The sequence below is a fragment of the Proteus sp. FZP2095 genome, from assembly GCF_023701425.1.
Taxonomy (GTDB): domain Bacteria; phylum Pseudomonadota; class Gammaproteobacteria; order Enterobacterales; family Enterobacteriaceae; genus Proteus; species Proteus cibarius.
Genome location: NZ_JAMQBJ010000003.1, coordinates 58,778 through 81,594, shown reverse-complemented (window position 1 = coordinate 81,594; position 22,817 = coordinate 58,778). Strand labels below are relative to the sequence as shown.

General features: G+C 39.0%; 14 protein-coding genes, 1 pseudogene and 1 riboswitch. Of the genes and pseudogenes, 11 read left to right on the top strand and 4 right to left on the bottom strand.

The window, feature by feature from the left end; all coding sequences use genetic code 11:
• Nucleotides 1–79 precede the first annotated feature (79 nt).
• The 4 genes from NBG71_RS13240 to thiB all read right to left on the bottom strand — a co-directional run bounded on the left by NBG71_RS13240 (nt 80) and on the right by thiB (nt 5,759).
• A complete protein-coding gene (locus NBG71_RS13240) occupies nt 80–2,434 on the bottom strand; it encodes a DNA polymerase II (protein WP_250916918.1) in 2,355 nt (784 codons plus the stop codon).
• An 88-nt stretch (nt 2,435–2,522) separates the two neighbouring features.
• On the bottom strand, nt 2,523–3,224 hold the full coding sequence (gene thiQ, locus NBG71_RS13235; protein WP_075671766.1) for a thiamine ABC transporter ATP-binding protein ThiQ: 702 nt from the start codon (nt 3,222–3,224) through the stop codon (nt 2,523–2,525).
• Nucleotides 3,217–4,797, bottom strand: coding sequence for a thiamine/thiamine pyrophosphate ABC transporter permease ThiP (gene thiP, locus NBG71_RS13230; protein WP_250916917.1), 1,581 nt, complete (start codon nt 4,795–4,797; stop codon nt 3,217–3,219). The genes thiQ and thiP overlap by 8 nt, the downstream gene beginning before the upstream one ends.
• Nucleotides 4,797–5,759 carry a thiamine ABC transporter substrate binding subunit gene (thiB, locus tag NBG71_RS13225; RefSeq protein WP_075671792.1) on the bottom strand — a complete coding sequence of 321 codons (963 nt, stop codon included), beginning with the start codon at nt 5,757–5,759 and terminating at the stop codon, nt 4,797–4,799. The genes thiP and thiB overlap by 1 nt, the downstream gene beginning before the upstream one ends.
• 115 nt (nt 5,760–5,874) lie before the next feature.
• A riboswitch (TPP riboswitch) is annotated at nt 5,875–5,972 on the bottom strand.
• Between the two features lie 112 nt (nt 5,973–6,084).
• On the opposite strand from thiB, the gene rppH reads away from it, so the two are divergent.
• The 11 genes and pseudogenes from rppH to recB all read left to right on the top strand — a co-directional run bounded on the left by rppH (nt 6,085) and on the right by recB (nt 22,816).
• A complete protein-coding gene (gene rppH, locus NBG71_RS13220) occupies nt 6,085–6,615 on the top strand; it encodes an RNA pyrophosphohydrolase (RefSeq protein WP_036934096.1) in 531 nt (176 codons plus the stop codon).
• An 8-nt stretch (nt 6,616–6,623) separates the two neighbouring features.
• Nucleotides 6,624–8,870, top strand: a complete 2,247-nt coding sequence (gene ptsP, locus NBG71_RS13215) for a phosphoenolpyruvate--protein phosphotransferase (RefSeq protein ID WP_075671762.1) — start codon at nt 6,624–6,626, stop codon at nt 8,868–8,870.
• A gap of 79 nt (nt 8,871–8,949) precedes the next feature.
• Nucleotides 8,950–9,840 (top strand): prolipoprotein diacylglyceryl transferase, encoded by an 891-nt coding sequence (lgt, locus tag NBG71_RS13210; RefSeq protein WP_075671760.1) that lies wholly within the window; start codon nt 8,950–8,952, stop codon nt 9,838–9,840.
• 45 nt (nt 9,841–9,885) lie between these two features.
• Complete coding sequence (locus NBG71_RS13205; RefSeq protein WP_109419669.1) at nt 9,886–10,737, top strand: thymidylate synthase; 852 nt, start codon at nt 9,886–9,888, stop codon at nt 10,735–10,737.
• Between the two features lie 233 nt (nt 10,738–10,970).
• The gene (locus NBG71_RS13200) at nt 10,971–11,480 is read left to right on the top strand and encodes a potassium:proton antiporter (RefSeq protein WP_238795405.1); all 510 of its coding nucleotides are present in this window, start codon (nt 10,971–10,973) and stop codon (nt 11,478–11,480) included.
• Nucleotides 11,474–12,118 (top strand): prepilin peptidase-dependent protein, encoded by a 645-nt coding sequence (locus tag NBG71_RS13195; RefSeq protein ID WP_075671756.1) that lies wholly within the window; start codon nt 11,474–11,476, stop codon nt 12,116–12,118. Before NBG71_RS13200 ends, NBG71_RS13195 begins: the two co-directional genes overlap by 7 nt.
• Nucleotides 12,115–12,576: pseudogene (locus NBG71_RS13190) on the top strand (DUF2509 family protein). The gene NBG71_RS13195 and the pseudogene NBG71_RS13190 overlap by 4 nt, the downstream one beginning before the upstream one ends.
• A complete protein-coding gene (locus NBG71_RS13185; RefSeq protein ID WP_226891814.1) occupies nt 12,564–12,905 on the top strand; it encodes a hypothetical protein in 342 nt (113 codons plus the stop codon). Before NBG71_RS13190 ends, NBG71_RS13185 begins: the two are co-directional and overlap by 13 nt.
• 15 nt (nt 12,906–12,920) lie before the next feature.
• Nucleotides 12,921–16,304, top strand: coding sequence for an exodeoxyribonuclease V subunit gamma (recC, locus tag NBG71_RS13180; RefSeq protein ID WP_250916916.1), 3,384 nt, complete (start codon nt 12,921–12,923; stop codon nt 16,302–16,304).
• A gap of 15 nt (nt 16,305–16,319) precedes the next feature.
• Entirely contained in the window at nt 16,320–19,208 is a 2,889-nt protein-coding gene (gene ptrA, locus NBG71_RS13175; protein WP_219410197.1) for a pitrilysin, read from the top strand.
• The gene (gene recB / locus NBG71_RS13170; RefSeq protein WP_250916915.1) at nt 19,205–22,816 is read left to right on the top strand and encodes an exodeoxyribonuclease V subunit beta; all 3,612 of its coding nucleotides are present in this window, start codon (nt 19,205–19,207) and stop codon (nt 22,814–22,816) included. Before ptrA ends, recB begins: the two co-directional genes overlap by 4 nt.
• Nucleotide 22,817 lies beyond the last annotated feature (1 nt).

The following is a 22,817-nucleotide window of genomic DNA, read 5'->3' as shown; positions in this document are numbered from 1 at the left end:
CAAAGAAAAGCTAATTATCACCAAAGGGGCGTTATGTTAATAGATGCAAAGCAAACCGTCACCTGCAAAATAACACAACTTAAAATGAGAGTGTCATTTGCCCATTTAACAAGGTTGAAAAATCATCTTGTATAAAAGGGAGGATTGCATCTGCAATAGGCATTAACTGCTTATTTATATAGTGCTCATAATCAGGTGCAGCGGTAATATGCTCTAATGGCTCAGGCCCCAAGAGGGTAATTATATAACTAATCCAACCGCCTTGCTGATATTGTTGAGGTCTATTTTTGGATAAATTATATTCATCCGCTTTACGTGCTGCTTTGACATGAGGGGGGACGTGGTGCTGATATTCTGATAATTTTCGACGTAACCGTTTACGATACACCAATCTATCATCATATTTCCCTGAAAGCGTATCTGCGACATAATCACGAATAAACTGCTGATAAGGTTGCTGGTGAAAAATACGAGTATAAAGCTCTTGTTGAAATTTCTGAGCGAGTGGCGTCCAATCTGTTCTGACGGTTTCTAATCCTTTAAACACCATTTTATCATTGCTGAGCCCGGCGTAGCGTTTCTTGCTACCTGTCTCCATACCTCGGATCGTGGGCATTAAAAAGCGACGATAATGGGTTTCGTATTCTAGTTCTAATTTGCAATCGAGTTGGTAGTTTTCAAAAAGATGTGTTTTCCACCACTGATTGACATCTTGTACTAGCTGATACCCAATCTGTTGTGCTTGTTGCTCTGTGTGAGGTGATTTTAGCCAAACAAAGGTTGAATCAGTATCGCCATAAATAACTTGATAACCTTTGGCTTCAATTAATTCTCGCGTTTTTTTCATGATTTCATGGCCTCGTAGCGTGATGGAAGACGCTAAGCGAGGATCAAAAAAGCGACAACCGACAGAGCCTAAAACACCATAAAAAGCGTTCATAATAATTTTGAGTGCTTGAGAGAGTGGAGCATTTTTATGTAATTTCGCGTTGTCTCTTTCATGCCAAATTTGCGACACAATAGCGGGTAAGCAGTGTAGTTCTCGCGAAAATCGTGCTTGACGAAATCCAGAAATAGAAAACTTTTCATCAGGTTGGTGCATTCCTTCAATCATCCCTACGGGATCGATTAAAAAAGTACGAATAATAGAGGGATAAAGGCTTTTGTAATCAAGCACAACAACAGAATCATATAAGCCGGGAGCTGAGTCCATGACAAAACCACCGGGGCTATGTTCTTCGGGTTTTTCGCCTTGGTTAGGTGCAACATATCCAATGCGGTGCATCGAAGGGAGATAGAGATGTGTAAACGCAGCCACAGATCCTCCGCTTCTATCAACGGAAAGCCCCGTAACACAAGCTCTCTCCAATAAGAATGCCATAAGAGATGTCGCATCAAAGATACGGTTTACTAAGACACAGTCTTGCCAATTATAATAAGCCAGTGCGGGTTTATCTTCTTTAAAGCGTCGATTAATTTCATCCATTCTGGCGTAAGGTGTATCGATGGCTTTACCTTCACCTAATAGTGTTTGAGCAACAGATTCGAGGCTAAAAGAGGGAAAATTCCATGTCGCCATTTTTAATGCATCGATACCATCGATAATTAAACGACCTTGAGCCGAAGCAAAAAAATGACCTTTTTTAAATCCATGCTCTCGCCATTCTAATGGACTGTTTTGGCGACCTAATAATAAACTGGCGCCGTAACGTTGGGCATGTGTGTACAAAATACGCAGATCGAATTGGATCAGATTCCAACCGATAATTGCATCAGGATCGTAATGTTGCATCCACTCATTTAACTTTTCAATTAAACGCAATCGGCTACTGACATAACATAAGCGATAACCTTCTGGTTGCTGACTTTCGCTCTCTATGGGTAACTCATCAGTAAGCATAAACACTACATTATCATCACAGCCTGCAAGCCCAATAGAGTAAAGCTCACCAAATTCACTAGTTTCGATATCTAAAGAGACAGCTCGAAGTGCTGGGCGATAATCTGGTGCTGGTTTTAATGTAGTAATATTATTTTGTTGATAACGAAACCAAACTGGCGCGGTGATAAATCGCTCCATCATATAACGTTCATGAGGGCGGATATCCGCTTCATAAAGGCGAATATGGTGCTCTTTAAGTTGTTGCTCAAGTTGGACAAGTTGGCGGTATTGTTTGCAATAAACACCAAAGACGGGTTGCCTTTCGAAATCTTTTAAATCGAGAGGGCGAATTTCAATATCAGGATTTTTATTAATGAGAGAACGCAAAACAGTTTCATGTTGGCGGGCAACAAAGCCAATTGCGCGTTGCATAGGAACCGTAATTTTACGTGGGCCATTATTCGTAGCCAGCCAATAAGAGACGACAATACCTTTCGGTGTGTCGCTCCAGTGACGAGTAAGAATAAAGCCTTGTTCCGTATGACCAATCATGAGCACCTAATAAACACTAATAATTCATTAAAGATGTGTTTATTATAGTCAATGTAGTGGTTATTTATACAGTTAATTTTAGCTAAGATTAATTAAACGGAATACCTAAAATAAGTGATTGATCCACTTCACCATTTATTAGTGATTGTGTATTTCCATCATACACAATCATACCGTTATCTATCACAATCGCTCTTGAGGCGATTTTTGCTGCATCTTCTAAGCTATGAGAAACCATCAATAAGGTTAACGCTTTTTCACGGCAAAGTTGCTCGAGTAATGCCAACATCTCAATACGTAAAGCAGGATCGAGTGCAGAAAAAGGCTCATCAAGCAACAAAATAGGTTGTTCGCGAACAAGGCAACGTGCAATAGCAACACGTTGACGCTGGCCACCTGATAATTGAGAAGGTAAACGTTCAAGATATTCACTAAGCGCTACTTGTTCTGCTCGACTCTCTAATAACGCTTTTTGATCTTCAGTCAGCTTTAATCCCGGATTTAATCCCAAGCCAATATTTTGCCTTACAGTCAAATGAGGGAATAAATTATTATCTTGAAATAACATAGAAATAGGGCGTTTTGCCGGTACTGTTTTTGTATGATCTTGCCCATTAAGAAACAGACTTCCCTTTTCTGATGGTAAAAAACCAGCAATTAAACTGAGTAATGTGCTTTTACCTGCACCACTTGGGCCTAATACAGCAATGCGTTCTCCTGCATTAACCGTTAGATTAAACAAGAGATGTTGGTGTTCATAGGTGTAAGCAAGGTGCTCTAATTTAATCATGAGATTTTCCAGCTAATCGTTCTATTAGGCTAAAAAGAGAGAAGCAAAGTAGCAATAAGATCATGGCTGTTACTGCACCATCTTGTGTGTGGTAAGCGCCAATTTGCTGATAAAGATAGAAAGGCAATGTTCTAAATGTTTCATTACCAAATAGGGCAACAATACCAAAGTCACCAATAGAAATAACACAAGCAAAGGCAAGTGCTTGTGAGATTGGTTTTTTTAATGCACGTAGTTCTATCCAATGAAGTCGGTTTATTCCTTGCAAATTCAGCGACTGACATAAAAGGCCATAACGCGAAGCGATATCAGTCATCGGGTTTTCCAACACTTTTAAAGCATAAGGAATGGCAATCAATGCGTTGGTCAAAATCACTAAAATATAAGGTGATTCAGGTAATCCGATCGTATTGTTTAATAACAGAAAAAAGCCTGTTGCCAATACAATGCCCGGCATCGCCAGAATAATCAAACCACTCATTTCCATGGCTTGTCCGGCTTTTTTAAAATGGCGTAAGCGCAGTTCTCGGCTACTCCATAGCAACATCATCGTTAATACAACACAGACAATACCCGCACCAATAGCAATAATCAGTGAAGTTGTAAAAGCTTGCCAAAGTATAGGCTGTTGTATAACACGTATAAATTGGCTATTAAGGCCATCGGTGATCACGGCCAAAATGGGCGGCACTAAAAAGAGGATCGCAAGAGTGATAATCAAACCATCAGTTATTTTGCTAAAGAGTGGATCATAGGGATCACGCCAAGGTAGTTTTTGATTGTTTCCCACAAAAAGAGAGCCTTTTAGCTTTTGGCTGATAAGCACTAAGCCTAAACAACAAAAAAGCTGGATCAGGGCTAAAAGCGCAGCACGATGTAAATCGTAGTCATAACTTAATGCTTGATAAATAGCGAGTTCAACCGTTGTTGCTGCGGGGCCTCCGCCTAAAGCCAACACAGTAGCAAAGCTTGCAAAGCAGAGCATAAAGATCAGTGATGCTGTGGGGAGCATTTGTCGCCATAAATAAGGGAATTCCAGAAAGCGAAAACGTTGCCAGCCATTCATGCCTAACTGTGAGGCTAATTGGCGTTGCTCTGATGAGATGCTTTCAAGTGCTTGTAATAGCATTCTGGTTGCTAATGGCATATTGAAAAAGATGTGAGCTAATAAAATGCCTTGCAAACCATAAGGCGTAAATTGGTAGTCGATCCCTAGCCATTCACAAATTTGAGCAATCCATCCTACTCTGCCATAAACCGTTAAAATGCCAAAAAGGGCGACTAAAACCGGTAATACAAGGCTCATGGCACATAGGCGTAAAAACAGTGTTCGCCCTTTAAATTGGCGTCGATAGAGTGCTTTGGCGAGCCAAATAGCAGGTAATATTGAAAATAGGGCGGATAAAAAGGCTTGCCAGAAAGTAAAACGAATGACATGCCATAAATATTCATCAGCAAAAATCGAGGACAGTTCACCACTTGGTGCATTAAACCACAATGCGCCAAATGACAATAACGCCACGATAAGCAGTAAACCCGAGGCACATAGCCCCGGGATAAGCCATCTTCCCATTAGCGACTAACCGCTGATTGCCAATTACGTGTCCATGTCTGGCGCTCTTTTGCGACAACTTCTGCATCAAATTGCAATGATTTCCCAGGTTTAGGCATTAAAGAATAGACCTCAGGCAATGGCATATCTATAACAGGATACATCCAATTGGTAGTCGGTATAGTTTCTTGGAATGCAGGTGTTAACATAAACTGCATAAATTGCTGTGCTAGCTCAGGTTGTTTGCTCGATTTAAGTTTTGCAGCAACTTCGACTTGCAAGTAGTGTCCTTCATCAAAAATCGCTGCTGCATAGTTATCTTTTTTGTCTGCTAGGATGTGATAACCCGGAGATGATGTGTAACTCAGCACAAAATCACCTTCACCTTTTAAGAATAAGCCATAAGACTCACTCCAACCTTTAGTGACGGTCAGCGTTTTTTCTGACAATTTTTTCCATTCAGTCGCGGTGTTTTCAGGATAAAGTGACTGCATCCATAGCATTAAACCTAAACCTGGAGTACTGGTGCGAGGATCTTGATAGAGGATCTTCCATTTTTCTTTGCTGTTTAGCAGTTCGGCCATGCTTTTAGGCGGATTTTGGATACGGTTTTTATCATAAATAAAAGCAAAGTAGCCGTAGTCATAAGGTACAAAAGTGTCGTCAGTCCATTTTTCAGGTAAGGTGAGTTTAGATGTATCGATATTACTTGGTGCGAAAAGCCCAGTTTCTTTTGCTGCATGGATCAAATTGTTATCTAATCCTAAAATAATATCCGCCTTACTTTTATCACCTTCCATACGTAAGCGATTAAGTAAAGACACACCATCAGACAGAGCAACCAGTTTTAGTTCACAATCACATTGCTGTTCAAACGCTTTTTTTATTGCAGGCCCTGGACCCCAATCTGCGGTAAATGAATCATAAGTGTAAACAGTGAGTGTGGGTTTTTGTGCTAAAGCTTGAGTCGAAAAAGTGCTCATAATACCCAGTGCGCTGAGCAGGAAAGTAAAGCGAAGTGATTTAGTTAACACGTTTAGTTCCTCAGTAAAAGTCAGGTAGGATCTGAGGAGTGAGGATGGCAAACCAATAAATATTGCAACATCCTGACTCAAATCCCTACGCCAGTATTAGCTGGATCAGGTTCCACGAGTTTTTCTCAGCCTAGAAATAGAAAGGCACCCCGTTGAGATTTTCCCATTGTAGATAAATACGCGCGTTGTGCAAAGTCTGTTGATAGAGGTTTACCGTTTGTGGGTAGTATGAAACAATGAGTTATCTTTCAAATTTGGTTATTGAGGTAGTCTAGTGATCGATGATGATGGCTACCGCCCGAATGTAGGGATTGTAATTTGTAATCGGCAAGGGCAAGTGCTTTGGGCTCGTCGCTATGGGCAACATTCATGGCAGTTTCCTCAAGGAGGAATTAACCCTGGAGAATCGCCAGAGCAGGCAATGTACCGAGAGTTGTTCGAAGAAGTTGGGTTAAGTCGCAAGGATGTCAAAATTCTTGCCTCCACACGTAACTGGTTACGTTACAAGTTACCTAAGCGTTTGGTGCGTTGGGACACGAAACCTGTTTGTATTGGACAAAAACAGCGTTGGTTCCTTTTGCAGTTAACAAGTAATGATAAAGACATTAATGTTCAACAAAGCAAAACGCCAGAATTTGATGGCTGGCGTTGGGTGAGTTATTGGTATCCTGTTCGACAAGTCGTCTCTTTTAAACGCGATGTTTATCGACGTGTCATGAAAGAGTTCGCACCAGTAGTCATGCCATTGCAAGAACAAGTGTCTTTACCGCGTCCATCGTATGGATATCGGCGTAAAAGGTATTAGATAACACTATGCTGACACGTTTGCGAGAAATTGTAGAAAAAGTGGCTATGGCAGCAGGGCTTCCAGAAGCGCTTGAACTCTTAGTCAAGGAAACGTGTCAGGCAATGCACACGGATGTGTGTTCTATTTATCTTGCCGATAAACAACGTAGTTGTTTTTATCTTATGGCGACCAAAGGGTTAAAAAAACCTAGAGGGCGAGCTGTTAGCCTTTCATTTGATGAAGGCGTTGTTGGTGAAGTGGGGCGTCTTTCAGAGCTTATCAACCTCGCTGATATTCGTGAACATCCTAGCTTTAAATACCTTCCTCAAGTTAAAGAAGATGATCTTCGCGCTTTTCTTGGCGTTCCTATCGTTTATCGTCGCCAACTCCTTGGTGTATTAGTCGTTCAGCAAAAAGAGCGTCGCTTATTTAATGAGAGCGAAGAATCTTTTATGGTGACGCTGGCGACACAGCTTGGTGCCACATTATCGCAAGTACAAACTAAAGGGCTTTTTGGACAATATCGTCAAAGTCGTATTAAAGCACTTTCAGTTTCTACTGGCGTGGTCATGGCTTATGGCTGGCAAGAAGTCTCTCAACCTGTCCTTGAAAATGTTTTTAAAGCCAGTGCTCTTGATATAAAAGCAGAATTAAATCGACTTATGGTGGCTTTAGAAGATGCTACCGCAGAATGTCGCCGCTTTAGTAAGCGCTTTATGGCGAATGCACAAAAAGAGAGTGCCGCCATTTTTGATCTCTACTCGCATTTACTTAACGATCCTCAGCTCAAACATAAAATGACCGCAATCATTACACAAGGATATGTTGCGGAATGGGCTGTCAAAGTGGTGGTTGAGAAAGTTGCAGCCCAGTTCTCTAGCCTGAAAGATGGTTATATGCGAGAGCGAGCTTCTGATCTTAAAGCATTAGGGCGCCGGTTATTATTCCATTTAGATGATGATCTAAGCTCAACCAATATTTGGCCAGAACGTTTTATTTTGGTGGCTGATGAATTAAGTGCAAGCTTATTAGCAGAGCTGCCAGAGCAACAGCTAGCTGGTGTAATTGTTCGAGATGGCGCAACTCACTCGCATTCTGCCATTCTTGTTAGAGCAATGGGTATACCCGCAATTATGGGTGCGGATATTCAGCCTGAGCTTTTACATAATCGAATGCTTATTCTTGATGGTTATCGTGGTGAGATTTTTATCGAGCCCGAGCCTTTTATTACTCAGGAATATAAACAAATTATTGATGAAGAGAGCGTATTAAGCCAAATTGCAGAAGAGCAACTTGAACAGCAAGCGGTTTTAAAAAATGGTGAGGCAGTTAGCGTCCAACTGAATGCGGGATTAAATATAAAGTATGAACAACGCATTAGTGTGGGAATTGATGGCGTTGGTTTATATCGAACAGAAATCCCTTTTATGCTACAAAGTGGTTTTCCTTCAGAAGATGAACAGAAAAATCGCTACCGTGAAATCCTCTCTTTTTTTCCTGATAAACCCGTTGTCTTGCGTGCTTTAGATATTGGGGCTGATAAGCAACTTCCTTATATGCCAATTAATGAGGAAAATCCCTGCTTAGGTTGGAGAGGAATAAGAATATTGCTCGATCAACCTGAAATTTTCCTTATTCAGCTACGTGCAATGCTAAAAGCAAACCTCGAATTTAAAAATTTGAAAATATTGTTGCCGATGGTGACAAGTATTGATGAAATTGACGAAGCAAGAACATTGCTACTACGAGCATGTGATGAAGTGAGTCGAGAACTAAAATGTGAATGTGTTCCACCTCCGTTAGGTATTATGCTTGAAGTACCTTCATTGGTGTTTATGTTGTCACAATTAGCTAATAGGGTTGATTTTATCTCTGTTGGAACAAACGATTTGACTCAATACTTACTTGCAGTCGATCGTAATAATACCCATGTAGCATTACTCTATGATAATTTGCATCCTGCGTTATTGCGTTCACTGAATTTGATTGCAACACAATGCCAATATTATCAGTTGCCAGTGAGTGTTTGTGGTGAAATGGCGGGTACGCCTATCGGGGCATTGCTGTTAATAGGGCTCGGTTTTAGGCAGTTAAGCATGAGTGGTCGTAGTTTACCTAGGGTAAAATACTTATTGCGCCATCTTGATCCTGTGATGTTACAGCCTTTTATGCAACAGGTGTTGCAAGCTGAAACGGCAAGAGAAATCAAAAAATTGTCTTCTGAATTTATGGAACGGCAAGGATTAGGTGGATTAATTCGCGGAGGTATCTAGTAAGCCTTCGTATAAGCCTTTTCTATGTTGGTAATAAATGACCAGCACAGAAATTATTGATTAAGTGAAGTAGGGAATAATGAGTATAAGCTACCTTAAATTTCCAGAGATTGATCCCGTTATGTTCTCTATCGGGCCAGTGTCATTACATTGGTACGGTATGATGTATTTAGTTGGGTTTGTTTTTGCCTTATGGCTTGCAAACCGTCGAGCTGCAAAACCGAATAGTGGTTGGACTAAAAGTGAAGTTGAAACATTGCTTTATGTCGGTTTTGTGGGTGTGTTTATCGGTGGTCGTTTAGGTTATGTTTTATTCTATAACCTACCTGTCTTTTTAAATGATCCTCTTTACCTCTTTAAAGTGTGGGATGGCGGTATGTCGTTCCATGGTGGTTTAATTGGGGTAATTTGTGCCATGATTTGGTTTGCTAAACGCACTAAACGTAAATTCTTCCAAGTGGCAGACTTTGTTGCACCATTAATTCCATTTGGCTTAGGGTTAGGCCGCATTGGTAACTTCATTAATGGTGAATTATGGGGACGCGTTACATTTGATACGCCTTGGGCTTTCTTATTCCCAACCTCACGTTCAGCAGATCTCCAACTTGTTGCCCAAGATCCAACAACACTACTCCCGATTATTCAAGAATATGGAGTTTTACCTCGCCACCCATCACAGCTTTATGAAATGTTATTAGAAGGTGTGGTGTTATTTATTATTCTGAATATCTTTGTACGCAAAAGCCGCCCAGTTGGTAGTGTGTCAGGCTTATTCCTTATTGGTTATGGTGCATTCCGTATTATTGTTGAATTCTTCCGCCAACCAGATGCACAACTAGGATTATTTGGTGGTGTGAGTATGGGACAAATACTTTCAATTCCAATGATTTTATTGGGTATTATTTTTATGGTTTGGGCTTATCGTCAAGATAAAAAGACACCACAAAATCCAACACCTGCTCACAAATAGTGTGAGATAAATTTTTTACTATTAGCTAATTACAAGAGAGACAACATGAAGCAGTATCTGGCATTGTGTCAACGCATTATCGATGAAGGGCAATGGATTGATAATAAACGGACAGGAACCCGTTGTTTAACGGTGATTAATGCCGATCTGGAATATGATGTTGCAAATAACCAATTTCCACTGATAACGACACGTAAAAGCTTCTATAAAGCCGCAATTGCAGAGTTGTTAGGGTATTTACGCGGTTATGACAACGCAGCGCAATTTCGTGAAATTGGTTGCAATACATGGAATGCAAACGCTAATGAAAATGGGGCATGGTTAAATAACCCTCATCGTAAAGGTGAAGACGATATGGGGCGTGTTTATGGTGTTCAAGGGCGCCAATGGCAACGTCCAGATGGTTCCCATTTTGACCAATTGCGTAAAGTGGTAGACGACCTCTCTAAGGGGATAGATGATCGTGGCGAAATCGTAACGTTCTATAATCCAGGTGAAACTGAGCTAGGTTGTTTACGTCCTTGTATGCATACACACACATTTTCATTAGTGGGTGATATGCTTTATTTAACCTCTTATCAACGTAGTTGTGATGTGCCGTTAGGTTTAAATTTCAACCAAATACAGTGCTTTGTATTATTAGCGCTGGTGGCTCAAATTACAGGTCATAAGCCGGGTAAAGCATTTCATAAGATAATCAATGCACATATCTATGAAAATCAATTACCACTGATGCGAGATGTACAACTAAAAAGAGAGCCATTGCCGTTACCAACATTACATATCAATCCAAAAATCAAAACGTTGGAAGATATCGAAACATGGGTAACAACAGATGATTTTATCGTTGAAGGTTATCAATGCCATGAAGCGATAAAATATCCATTTACGGTTTAATTTTTCTTTTGTATTTAAAGCCTCTGTTTAGTGATAAACAGGGGCTTTTTTATTTCTATCATTAACTTTAAATTCAATAAATTAATGCTAGCCATCAATTATCATTGATGACTATTTTTTGTGCTTGTTCTGAAAATATTGTTACTGCGTCATTGTTCGAAAAAAAGGCTCTCTTTTATTTACCTTACAAAGGTTTAGCTGCATCCTCATCGCAGGCTCTAAAGGAGAACAAAATGAACAGTGACATGGAAATAAGCCTAAATAGAAAACTTGAACAAGAGAGTGAATTTGGGATAAGCCTGCTTGAAATGCTTATTGTCATGGTGATCGCTTCGATTTTAAGTTATTTATCAATTACGACCTATCAGCAATTTACCCACCAACGTCAATTGATACATAGTGTGCGAGAAACCATAGCCTTTCTTTCTTATCAGCGACAACAAGCGCTATTGTTTAATATAAAGATTAAAATATCACTTCATTTATCGCCCAGTAACCAAGTTGTTGCTATTCCTTTTCCTTTGCGACATTTGTCTGAAAAACAAACGATTTTTCAATTAGCGTCAGGTATTCAACTTAAACAATCAACAGTCTCAAATTTTACGTTTGGGGGTATCCGTCAAACTTTAAAACCAATGAGTTTTGTACTTCAAGGTTCAGAAGGTGAAGTGAAAGTTGTTATTTCATCTTTAGGTAGAATAAGAGCATGTAGCCAGACAATTAAGGTATTTTCGCCATGTTAAAGCGATCAATATTTTTATTTTCATCTGGCATGATGCTGATGGAATGTCTTTTTGCCATTGCAATTAGTGGGGTTCTATTTCTTTGTATTAGTCGAGCTTACCCCCAAATAATGAACACTCTGATCCATTGTTACCAACAATACCAGTTAGATATTTTTTTAAGAGAACGGTTATTGGTACTAGAAACACAACTAAGGCGCACTGGGTATTGCTACGGTGATTGTACCCATGCATTGCAGTCAAGGAAGTTTCACACTTCACCATTAAAAATAAGTCAGTATTCTTATCAAGAAAAAAACTCCTGCATTATTTTCGCTTATGACGTAAACGGTAATGGTCGATGGGATGCACCTTCTTCAAAAGAGAGTGACTATTTTGGTTATCGGCTTAAAAATGGGCAATTGGAGCAATTAAGAGGAGTACAAGATTGCACTTCATCAGGGTGGCAACGATTTTTTGAAAGTCATGAGATTGAAGTGACGGAGTTTATTTTACGCCCTTATTCAAGGAAACATCTTATTAAAGATAAACGACTTTTTTATCTTTCAGTCTCTTTAAAATTTCATTTAAAACAATCTCCTGCTGTGAAGTCACATTATAAGAATGAGATTCGGTTAAGGAATGTGGCGGCGTTATGAGTCTTTATTTAATCCACAATAAAAGTGAGCAAGGATTTGCAAGTTTACTTGTCGTAATGGGGTTTATTGTTATGAGCTTATCGGCACTTGGAAGTTTTGCTTATTATTACAGGCAGTCTCAACAAATAGTGATGCAAGAATTACAAGCACGACAAGCTTTTTTATTTGCTGAATCCGCATTGGCGTGGGGAATAAAGCTGAATTGGGAAATTTCGTCGTCACAGTTAAATAAATGGTAATGCCGCCATTTTCATGCAAATCCTAAAATAAAAAGCTGTTTATTTTTGCTCTCTTTGGAAAAAGGCTTATTGCAAGGACAAGCAGAAAGCTTAAAAGGTTATAAAATATATCATTATCAATGGGTTGATTTTTCGAAGGACAAAAATAAATCTATTATTGCACATCCAAAAGGATGGCTAGATTATTGCCCATTAGTGCATAAGGAGTGTGTGTTATAGATAACATCCAAAATAAATCAGAAAGAGGCTCTATTTTACTTAATACAATGTTTATACTACTGTTTTTTAATATTAGTTTTGTCGCTATTATAGGGTATAGTCAATCATTAAAAGCTGACTTTCAGCGGTTAATTCAAATTCAGCAGGCAGGGCAGGAGCTTTTTGTTTTATTTGAACAAATGTCTGAAATATCACCTGACTATTTTGCTTCTAATCGAAAAATAATGACACGCTCTCTTTTGCAGTCTGAAGGTTGTCAGCAAATAGAAGGTTATGTTGCCAATCATGCATTACCCACACTAAAGCTGTATTACTGGTCATGCTATTAATAAAATGAGGATCTGATGTTTCATATATATCACTCAAATCAATTGTCATTACTAAAGTCACTTATGGTGCACTTTATGCAGACCAGACCACTATCCTCTCCTTTTGAACAAGAAGTGATCCTTGTACAAAGCCCCGGAATGTCTCAGTGGTTACAAATCCAGCTTGCCGAAAGCTTGGGTATTGCTGCTAATATCCGTTACCCATTACCAGCAACCTTTATTTGGGAAATGTTTACTCGGGTATTATCAGGTATACCTAAAGAAAGTGCTTTTTCTAAAGATGCCATGACATGGAAATTAATGGCCTTACTTCCTGAATTTTTATCTTATGAAGAATTTAAACCCTTACTGCATTACCTTGATGATGATGAAGATAAACGTAAACTTCATCAGTTAGCTGGGCGTGTGGCTGACTTATTTGACCAATATTTGGTTTATCGTTCGGATTGGCTAATGTCATGGGAAAATGATGAATTAATAGAAGGATTGAGCGAAAACCAACGTTGGCAAAAAATATTGTGGGTAGCATTACAGCAATACACAAAAGATCTTAATCAGCCTCAATGGCATCGTTCTAATCTTTATCAACAATTTATCTCTACATTAAATAATGCAGATGAAGGAGAGCTTCAGCACTGTTTTCCGCCTCGTATTTTTATTTGTGGAATTTCAGCATTGCCTCAAGTTTATTTACAGGCATTACAAGCGATAGGACGTCATACCGAGATCTATTTACTTTTTACCAACCCTTGTCGCTACTATTGGGGAGATATCCAAGATCCTAAATTTCTTGCTCGCCTTAATAGTAGAAAACCACGTCATTATCAGCAATTACATGAATTGCCTTGGTTTAAAGATGAAAAAAATGCCTCTTCGTTATTTAATGATGAAGGCGAGCAAAATATCGGTAATCCTCTATTAGCATCATGGGGAAAATTAGGTAAAGATAATCTTTATTTTCTTTCTGAACTTGAATATACCGATGTATTGGATGCGTTTGTTGAGATCCCAAGGGATAATTTACTTCATCACTTGCAAGCGGATATCCTTGATTTAGAAAATTTTTCGCAATTGGGTACAACACTTGCAACTTATGAATGTAGTGACGATAAACGTGTGATTTCGCCAGATGATTATTCACTGACTTTTCATGCTAGCCATAGTCCACAGCGCGAAGTGGAAGTGTTACAAGATCAATTACTGCATTTGTTAGAGCAAGATCCTGAATTACGACCGCGTGATATTATTGTAATGGTCGCGGATATTGATAGTTATACACCTTATATTCAAGCTGTATTTGGTAATGCGCCTTCAGAACGTTATCTTCCTTTTGCTATTTCAGATAGAAAAGCACGTCAAGCACACCCTGTATTACAAGCCTTTATTACGCTATTAGAACTTCCTCAAAGTCGTTTTACAGCAGAGCAAGTGTTAGCCTTACTTGAAGTACCTGCGTTAGCTGGGCATTTTTCTATTTTTGAAAGTGAATTAAAACTGCTACGCCGATGGGTGGATGAGTCAGGTATACGCTGGGGATTAGATGATGAGAATGTGGCTTCATTTTTATTACCCATTACGGGTAAAAATACGTGGGAGTTTGGCTTACTGCGCATGTTGCTTGGCTACGCGATGGAAAGTGAAAATGGTCCTTGGAAAGGCGTTCTTCCTTATGATGAATCCAGTGGGTTAGTCGCCGAACTTGCAGGGCATCTCGCTGATTTTCTTTATACATTAAGTGATTGGCGTACACGTTTGAATGAAACTCGTTCATTAGAAGCATGGCTAGAAGTTGGGCAACAATTAGTTGATGCCTTTTTTGAGTCTGATGAAGAAACGGAATTAGTGTTAGCGCTTATTATCCAACAATGGCAAAAAGTGATTGAAAACGGATTGAAAGCGCAATATCAAAATGAAATTCCGCTAGTGCTTATTCGTGATGAATTAACAGTACGGTTTGATGATGAAAAAATCAGTCAACGCTTTTTAGCAGGTAGTATTAACTTCTGTACATTAATGCCTATGCGCTCCATTCCCTTTAAAGCGGTGTGTTTATTAGGCATGAACGATGGTATTTATCCTCGTAATATTCAGCCGTTAGGGTTTGATTTAATGGCGGAAAAACGCCGTCGCGGTGATAGAAAACGTCGTGATGATGACCGTTATTTATTCCTTGAAGCGCTTAGCTCAGCTGAAAAATACCTTTATATCAGTTATATCGGAAAATCGATTCGTGACGATCGAGAATGTAATCCATCAGTCTTAATCAAAGAATTACAAGATTATATTGGGCAAAATTTCCGTTTACCAGAGGATGGTGAACTCAATGTTGATGACAGTGCGATTCGTGTGAACCAGCATTTATTAACACAACATAGCCGCGTTCCTTTTGCTCAAGAAAATTTCAGTATAGGCGCTTCCTTTCGTTCTTATGCCTCTGAATGGCTACCTGCTGCGAGTGGACAAGGGGAGGTTCATCAAAGTTTTATCGAACCACTTAATGATGATGACACAATAGATAAAGTCTCTGTTGATGCACTGGCACGTTTTTATCGTCATCCTATTCGTGCTTTTTTCCAACAAAGATTAAAAACAAATTTCGTTATTGAAGAAACAGAATTACCTGAAGAAGAGCCATTTGTGATCAATGCGCTTCAACGTTATCTATTGAATCAATGGTTATTAAAAGCATTGATTGAGCAAACCTCAACAGAAGCACTGTTTGAGCGTATTAAAGCAGCAGGACAACTTCCTGCGAGCGCATTTGGTCAAATCTATTGGGAGCAACAAATAGAAGAATTACTTCCTTTAGCTGAAAAGATAAGAAGTGAACGATTAGCCACACATTCTGTCACATTAGAGCAAAGCTTTAGTGCAATACCATTGATTGGTCGTTTAAATGAGGTACAAGCTGATGGTTTATTACGTTGGCGGCCTGCCAGCTTAACAGCTAATGACTTATTGCAACTTTGGATTGAGCACCTAGTTTATTGCTTGAAAGAGGGTACTGGCGAAAGTCGGTTTTACGGTAGAAAAGATACTCAATGGTGTTTATTACCGGTTGATCCTGAGTTTGCCTATGCAACATTAGACAAGTTAATCAGTGACTATAAACAAGGGTTAAACAGCCCATTAGCGTTATTTGCGAAAAGTGGCTGGGCTTGGTTACAAGCTTGCTATGATAAAAACTCACAAGAGTTTTTACTTGATGATGAAGAGACACTTGAAAAAGCAGAATTAGTGCTGATGCAACATTTAACGGATAGCTATAATCGAGATGGTGAAATGAGTGACATGTATGTTCAGCGTGCTTTTTCTCAATTAGACGAACTTTTTTTACAAACGGTCAAACAGACGGCATTAACAATATTTAAACCAATAATTCCATTTCTGAAAAAATAAGGGAGTTCATATCAGATGAGAAAATACTTCTCGCAACTATGGATCATGTTGCTATTGATGCTAGTGAGTATCAACAGCTTTGCTGCTGATCCTCTCTGGCAAGTATTGCCTGATAGCATTGAAAAAAGTGAGAGCGATCCACGGCAATATCAAGCGATTAAACTACCTAATGAAATGACTGTATTACTGGTTTCTGATGAAAAAGCAGTTAAATCATTAACGGCTGTTGCATTACCTGTCGGAGCATTAGAAGATCCAGATAGTCAGCAAGGTCTTGCGCACTATTTAGAGCATATGGTGCTAATGGGATCGGTGAAATATCCTCAATCAGGCGGTATGTCTGAATTCTTACAAAAGAATGGAGGTTCTCATAATGCGAGCACAACAACTTACCGTACTGCATTCTATTTAGAAGTAGAAAATAGTGCCATTAATGAGGCGGTTGATCGCCTTGCTGATGCTTTAGCTGAACCTTTACTTGATCCTAAAAATGCAGATCGTGAACGTAATGCAGTTAATGCTGAATTAACAATGGCGCGGGCACGCGATGGCATGCGTTTTTGGCAAGTCAGAGCAGAAACTTTAAACCCAGCGCATCCAAGTTCTCGTTTTATGGGGGGGAATCTAGAGACATTAAGTGATAAACCAAATAGTAAGCTTCAAGATGAATTGATTAAATTCTATCAAACACACTATTCTGGCAATTTAATGAATGGTGTTATTTATAGTAATAAATCGCTTGATGAATTATCTAAATTAGCCGCAGAGACTTTTGCTCGGATCCCGAATAAAAAGGCTGACGTACCTGTCACGACAGTACCTGCAATGACGGATAAAGAAAAAGGGTTAATGATCCATCTTGTACCTGCTTTACCGCAAAAAACCTTACAGATTGAATTTGGTATTGATAATAATGTCGCCGATTTTCGTAGTAAATCTGATGAATATATTGGCTATTTAATCGGTAATCGTAGCGCGGGAACATTGGCAACGTGGTTACAAGATCAAGGTTTAGCTGAAAGTATAAGTGCCTTTTCAGAGCCTTATATCGATCGTAACCAAGGCTCATTTACGATTTATGTCGCATTGACAGATAAAGGATTAGCGCAAAAAGACAAAGTGATTTCCGCTATCTTTTCGTATATTCGTTTAATTCAAACAGAAGGTATCAGTCGACGTTACTTTGATGAAATTGCAAATGTATTAAATCTCTCATTCCGTTATGGCTCTATTGTAAGAGATATGAATTACATAGAAGGTATTTCGGATATGATGCTGCGCTATCCAATCAAAAATATCTTAGATGCAGACTATATTGCTGATAATTATAAACCTTCAGCGATCCTTTCTCGTCTTGACTCTCTTACACCAGAGAAGGCTCGTATTTGGGTGATAAGTCCTAATGAACCTTCTAACAAACAAGCCTATTTTGTTAATGCACCTTATCAGGTGGATAAAATCACGGATAAGCAATTAAAAACATGGCAAACATTATCGGATGACATTTCATTATCACTGCCAGCACTTAACCCTTACATCCCTGATAACCTTTCACTGATTGATGCAGACAGCAAAATCATCAAACCACAATTGTTGTGGCAAGATAAAAGCGCTCGTTTATTTTATATGCCATCACACTATTTTTCTGATGAGCCTAAAGCCAGTGTGACATTGAGTTTAGTGAATAAGAAATCAGACATTACCGTTAAGCAGCAAGTGACACAAACCTTAACTGACTATCTTGCTGGTTTAGCATTAAGTGAATTATCTTATCAAGCTTCTGTTGCCGGAATGAATATCTCATCCTCATCAGGACAAGGTATTGATTTTTCAATAAATGGATATACACAACATTTACCAGAATTAGTTAATGCAACACTAAAAAGCTATATGAGCTTTGAATCAACTCAAGAAGAGCTAGATCAGGCTAAATCTTGGTATCGTGAACAACTTGAAGTGACTCATAACTTAAAAGCATTTGAAGCAGCTATGCTGCCGGCTCGCCGATTAAATACGATCCCGTACTATGAAGAAGCTGATAAAATCAAAGCATTAGAGTCAATTACACTACAAGATATTATTGATAATCGCCATGAAGTCATTAAAAATGCAGCACTTCAAGCACTGATTATTGGTAACTTAACGCCAGAGCAAAGCCGTGATATTGCTAAATCTGCACACGAATTATTAGGTAATCAGGGCACAGAATATTGGATTGGTGAAACATTAGTATTCAATAAATTAAATGCGGTTGAATTCCAAAATAAATCGAAGAGCACCGATAACGCGTTAGGTGAGCTTTATATTCCAACAGGTTATAGTCGCCTTGAAGGTCAGGCCATTTCTTCAGTACTAGCCTCAGTTATCAAACCTTGGTTCTATGATCAATTAAGAACAGAAGAGCAACTAGGTTACGCTGTATTTGCTTACCAAGGCACTATGGGCGAGCAATCAGGTATCGGCTTTTTACTACAAAGTAATGCAAAACCACCTGTCTACTTGAATGAGCGCTATAACGCATTTTATCAGCAAGCTTACGAACGTTTGAAAAAAATGAACGAAGCTGATTTTAATCAGTATAAACAAGCTATTATTACCGAAGTTAAACAGCCACCTCAAACATTCTATGAAGAAGTTTCTCTTTATCGAAATGACTTCCATCGTAATAACTTAAAATATGATGGTCGTGAAAAATTCTTAGCTGAACTTAATAAGGTTACATTAAAACAAGCTATTGAGTTTTATGAGAAAGCAATTATAAAACCTAATGGATTTATTTTTGTTTCTCAAGTTATTGGTAAAGATGGCACAGATGCTGATTATGCAGAAAATAAGCAATGGAAACGTTACACCACAGTAAGTGAATTACAAAAAACTTTACCTGTTGAGGAAATTAAAGAGTGAGTGAAGTGATACAGGCACAGCCATTAAACCCGTATACGCTTCCTCTGTACCAAAGACGCCTCATTGAGGCGTCTGCAGGAACAGGAAAAACTTATACAATAGGGTTGTTGTATTTACGGTTGCTTCTTGGATTAGGCGGAGAGTCAGCATTCTACCGTCCTCTCAGTGTTGAAGAGATTTTAGTTGTGACATTTACGGATGCGGCGACAGATGAATTACGAGCACGTATTCGTAAAAATATCCATGAACTAAGACTTGCCTGTATCCGTCATGATGTTGAAAGTAGTGAAAATACGTACCTAGAGTTACTCAAACAAATCCCTAATAAAGAGCTTGCTGCACAGTGGTTGCTAGAAGCCGAACGCCAAATGGATGAAGCGGCTATTTACACTATTCATGGCTTTTGTCAGCGTATGTTGGCGAACAATGCATTTGAATCAGGAGTCTTGTTTGAACAAGTCTTGATCCAAGATGAATATGAGCTCAAAAAACGGGTATGTGCTGACTTCTGGCGTCGTCATTGTTATCCACTTTCTTATGATGTTGCTAATGCAGTAAGCCAGATTTGGTCTGGCCCGGAACAACTGCTTTATGAAATACAGCCTTATTTACAAGGTGAAATGCCTGAAATCGAAGGTGTGGCATTAGATAGCGAAAATGAATCAGTAAAAGAGCGTCATCAAGCGGTTATCGAAGCAATTAATAACGTTAAAACTCGTTGGAATGAACATCATCATGAAGTTGAAGCATGGATAACCGCTTCAGGTGTTGATAAACGTAGTTACAGTAGTCGTTTCTTACCTAAATGGATTGAAGAAATCACTTTGTGGGCGTCAACACTAGAAACGAAAAGCTATCAATTACCTGATTGTTTAGTTCGTTTTTCTCAAGAAACATTGAATGAGAAGGCCACTAAAGGCCCAGCACCAGAGCATATTCTTTTTGTTGAAATTGAACGATTAACAAAGCAGAGCCTAACTTTGCGTGATGTTATTTTGGTCAACGCGATCCCTGAAATACGCCAAGGTATTGAAAATGAAAAAATGCGTCGTGGCGAAATGGGGTTCGATGATTTATTAACACGTTTAGATAGAGCATTGAAGCGTGAAGATGGTGAAGCTTTAGCGCAAGCCATTCGTGAACGCTATCCAGTTGCAATGATTGATGAATTCCAAGATACAGATCCACAACAATATCGTATTTTTGATGCTATTTATGGTGAGCATGAAAACAGCGGTTTGTTGTTTATCGGTGATCCCAAACAGGCAATTTATGCTTTTCGTGGTGCGGATATTTTTACTTATATTCAAGCTAGAAAGCAGACATCTCATCACTACACATTAAACACTAACTGGCGCTCTGCACCGGGTATGGTGAATGCTGTTAACAAGCTTTTTATACGTTCCAATGCCCCATTTTTATTTGAGCATATTCCCTTTATAGAAGTAAATTCAGCTGAAAAAAATCAAGATATGGCGTTTATTTACCATGATAAACCGATCCCTCCTTTTAATTTTTGGCTTGCTGAAGGTGAAAGTGTTTCTACGGGAAATTACGAGCAAATCATGGCGGCACAATGTGCTGCACAAATTCGTGATTGGTTATCAGCAGGGGATCAGCAACAAGCTTGGCTGATTGAACAAGGTACAAAAAAATCGGTTACATCTGCTGATATTATGGTGTTAGTGCGTAGTCGTCGAGAAGCAGTACTTATTCGTGACGCACTGAATTTGCTTTCAATACAATCGGTGTTTTTATCCAATCGTGAAAGTGTATTTGAAACCAATGAAGCTAAAGATCTACTTTGGTTATTACAAGCAGTTGTAACACCAGAGAAAGAACGTGTATTAAGGGCATCTTTAGCCAGCCGATTGTTTGGTTTTAGCGCAAAGCAAATTGATGATCTGAATTGCAGTGAGGCGCGCTGGAATAGCTACGTAGAGAAATTTGCTGATTATTATGTACTATGGCAAAAGCGTGGCGTTTTACCCATGTTGCGTAAGATCATGATGGATAATCAAATTGCAGAAAATTTACTTGTAAGTATTGATGGTGAGCGTCGGCTTACAGATATCATGCATATTGGTGAATTATTACAAGAAACATCATTACAACTTGATAGTGAACACGCCCTTATTCGTTGGTTAGCACAACAAATTTCTCATCCCGATGCGCAGTCTGAAAGCCAACAAATGCGTTTGGAAAGTGACCGAAATCTTGTGCGAATTTGTACTATCCATAAATCTAAAGGCCTTGAATATCCTATCGTTTGCTTACCTTTTGCATGTAATTATCAAGAGCAGAAAGGGGCGCTTTATCATGATAGAGAGAAATTTTACGCAAAATTAGATATTTTTAGCCGACCTGAAAGTTTGCGCTTAGCGGATGAAGAGCGCTTAGCTGAAGATTTACGCTTACTTTATGTAGCATTAACACGATCAAAATTCTGCTGTTATGTTGGTGTTGCTCCTCTTGTTAAGGGGACAAAACGTAAATCAGGGCTTACCGATCTGCATAAAAATGCTTTAGGGTATTTATTACAGCAAGGCGAAGAAGGTAATAGTGAATTATTGCATCAATCAATCCATGCTTTATTAGATGATAATATCAGTGTAACAACGCTTGATAATATGTCTGCACATCGTTATCAGCCTCAATTAATGGCTGAAACAAAACTTGAGGCCGCAATATTTAAACGCCAGATCCATGATAACTGGCGTATAACGAGTTATTCAGGATTAACCTATCAACATTCAAATCGTAGTTATCATTTTGACTTAGGTGATATTGAGGCCTTGGTACAATCTATCGCACCGGGGCTTGATACGGATGCTAAAGGTGAGAAGCAACAAGGAGAGGTTGATGAAAATTCGATTCATCATTTCCCTCGTGGTGCAGTAGCAGGAACGTTCTTACACAGTTTGCTGGAAGTATTAGATTTTTCACAGCCTATTGATGAACTGTGGATGCAAGGACAATTGACTGCCCAAGGTTTTGATGAAAAGTGGGCTCCTCTTTTAGTTTCATGGATGGAAACTCTGTTTCATACACCTCTTAATACCCAAGGATTGTGTCTCGCTGATATCCCAAAATCACAACAACTTGATGAATTACAATTCTATTTACCTATTGAGAAAGAGGTATCATCAGCCCAATTGACTCAATTAATTAGCCAGTTTGATCCTCTATCAAAACGTTGCCCGGCTTTGCAATTTCAACAAGTAGAAGGAATGCTTAAAGGCTTTATTGACTTAGTCTTTTCTTGGGAGGGTAAATATTATGTTGTGGATTATAAATCGAACTGGCTAGGTGAATCGAGTGAGGATTACACACAAGAAGCGATGATGAATGCAATGATGGATCATCGCTACGACTTGCAATATCAACTCTATACCTTAGCGTTACATCGTTTTTTACAACAGCGCATCCCTGATTATGATTACCAAAGCCACTTTGGTGGGATTTATTACCTCTTCTTACGTGGTATAGACAAAGCACATCCCGGAAATGGAGTTTATGCCTATTTACCCGATGAAGCTTTTGTTTTGGCACTAGATTCACTATTTGCAGGTAAAAGTAGCAAACTCGATGTAGTCAGTGAGAAATAAA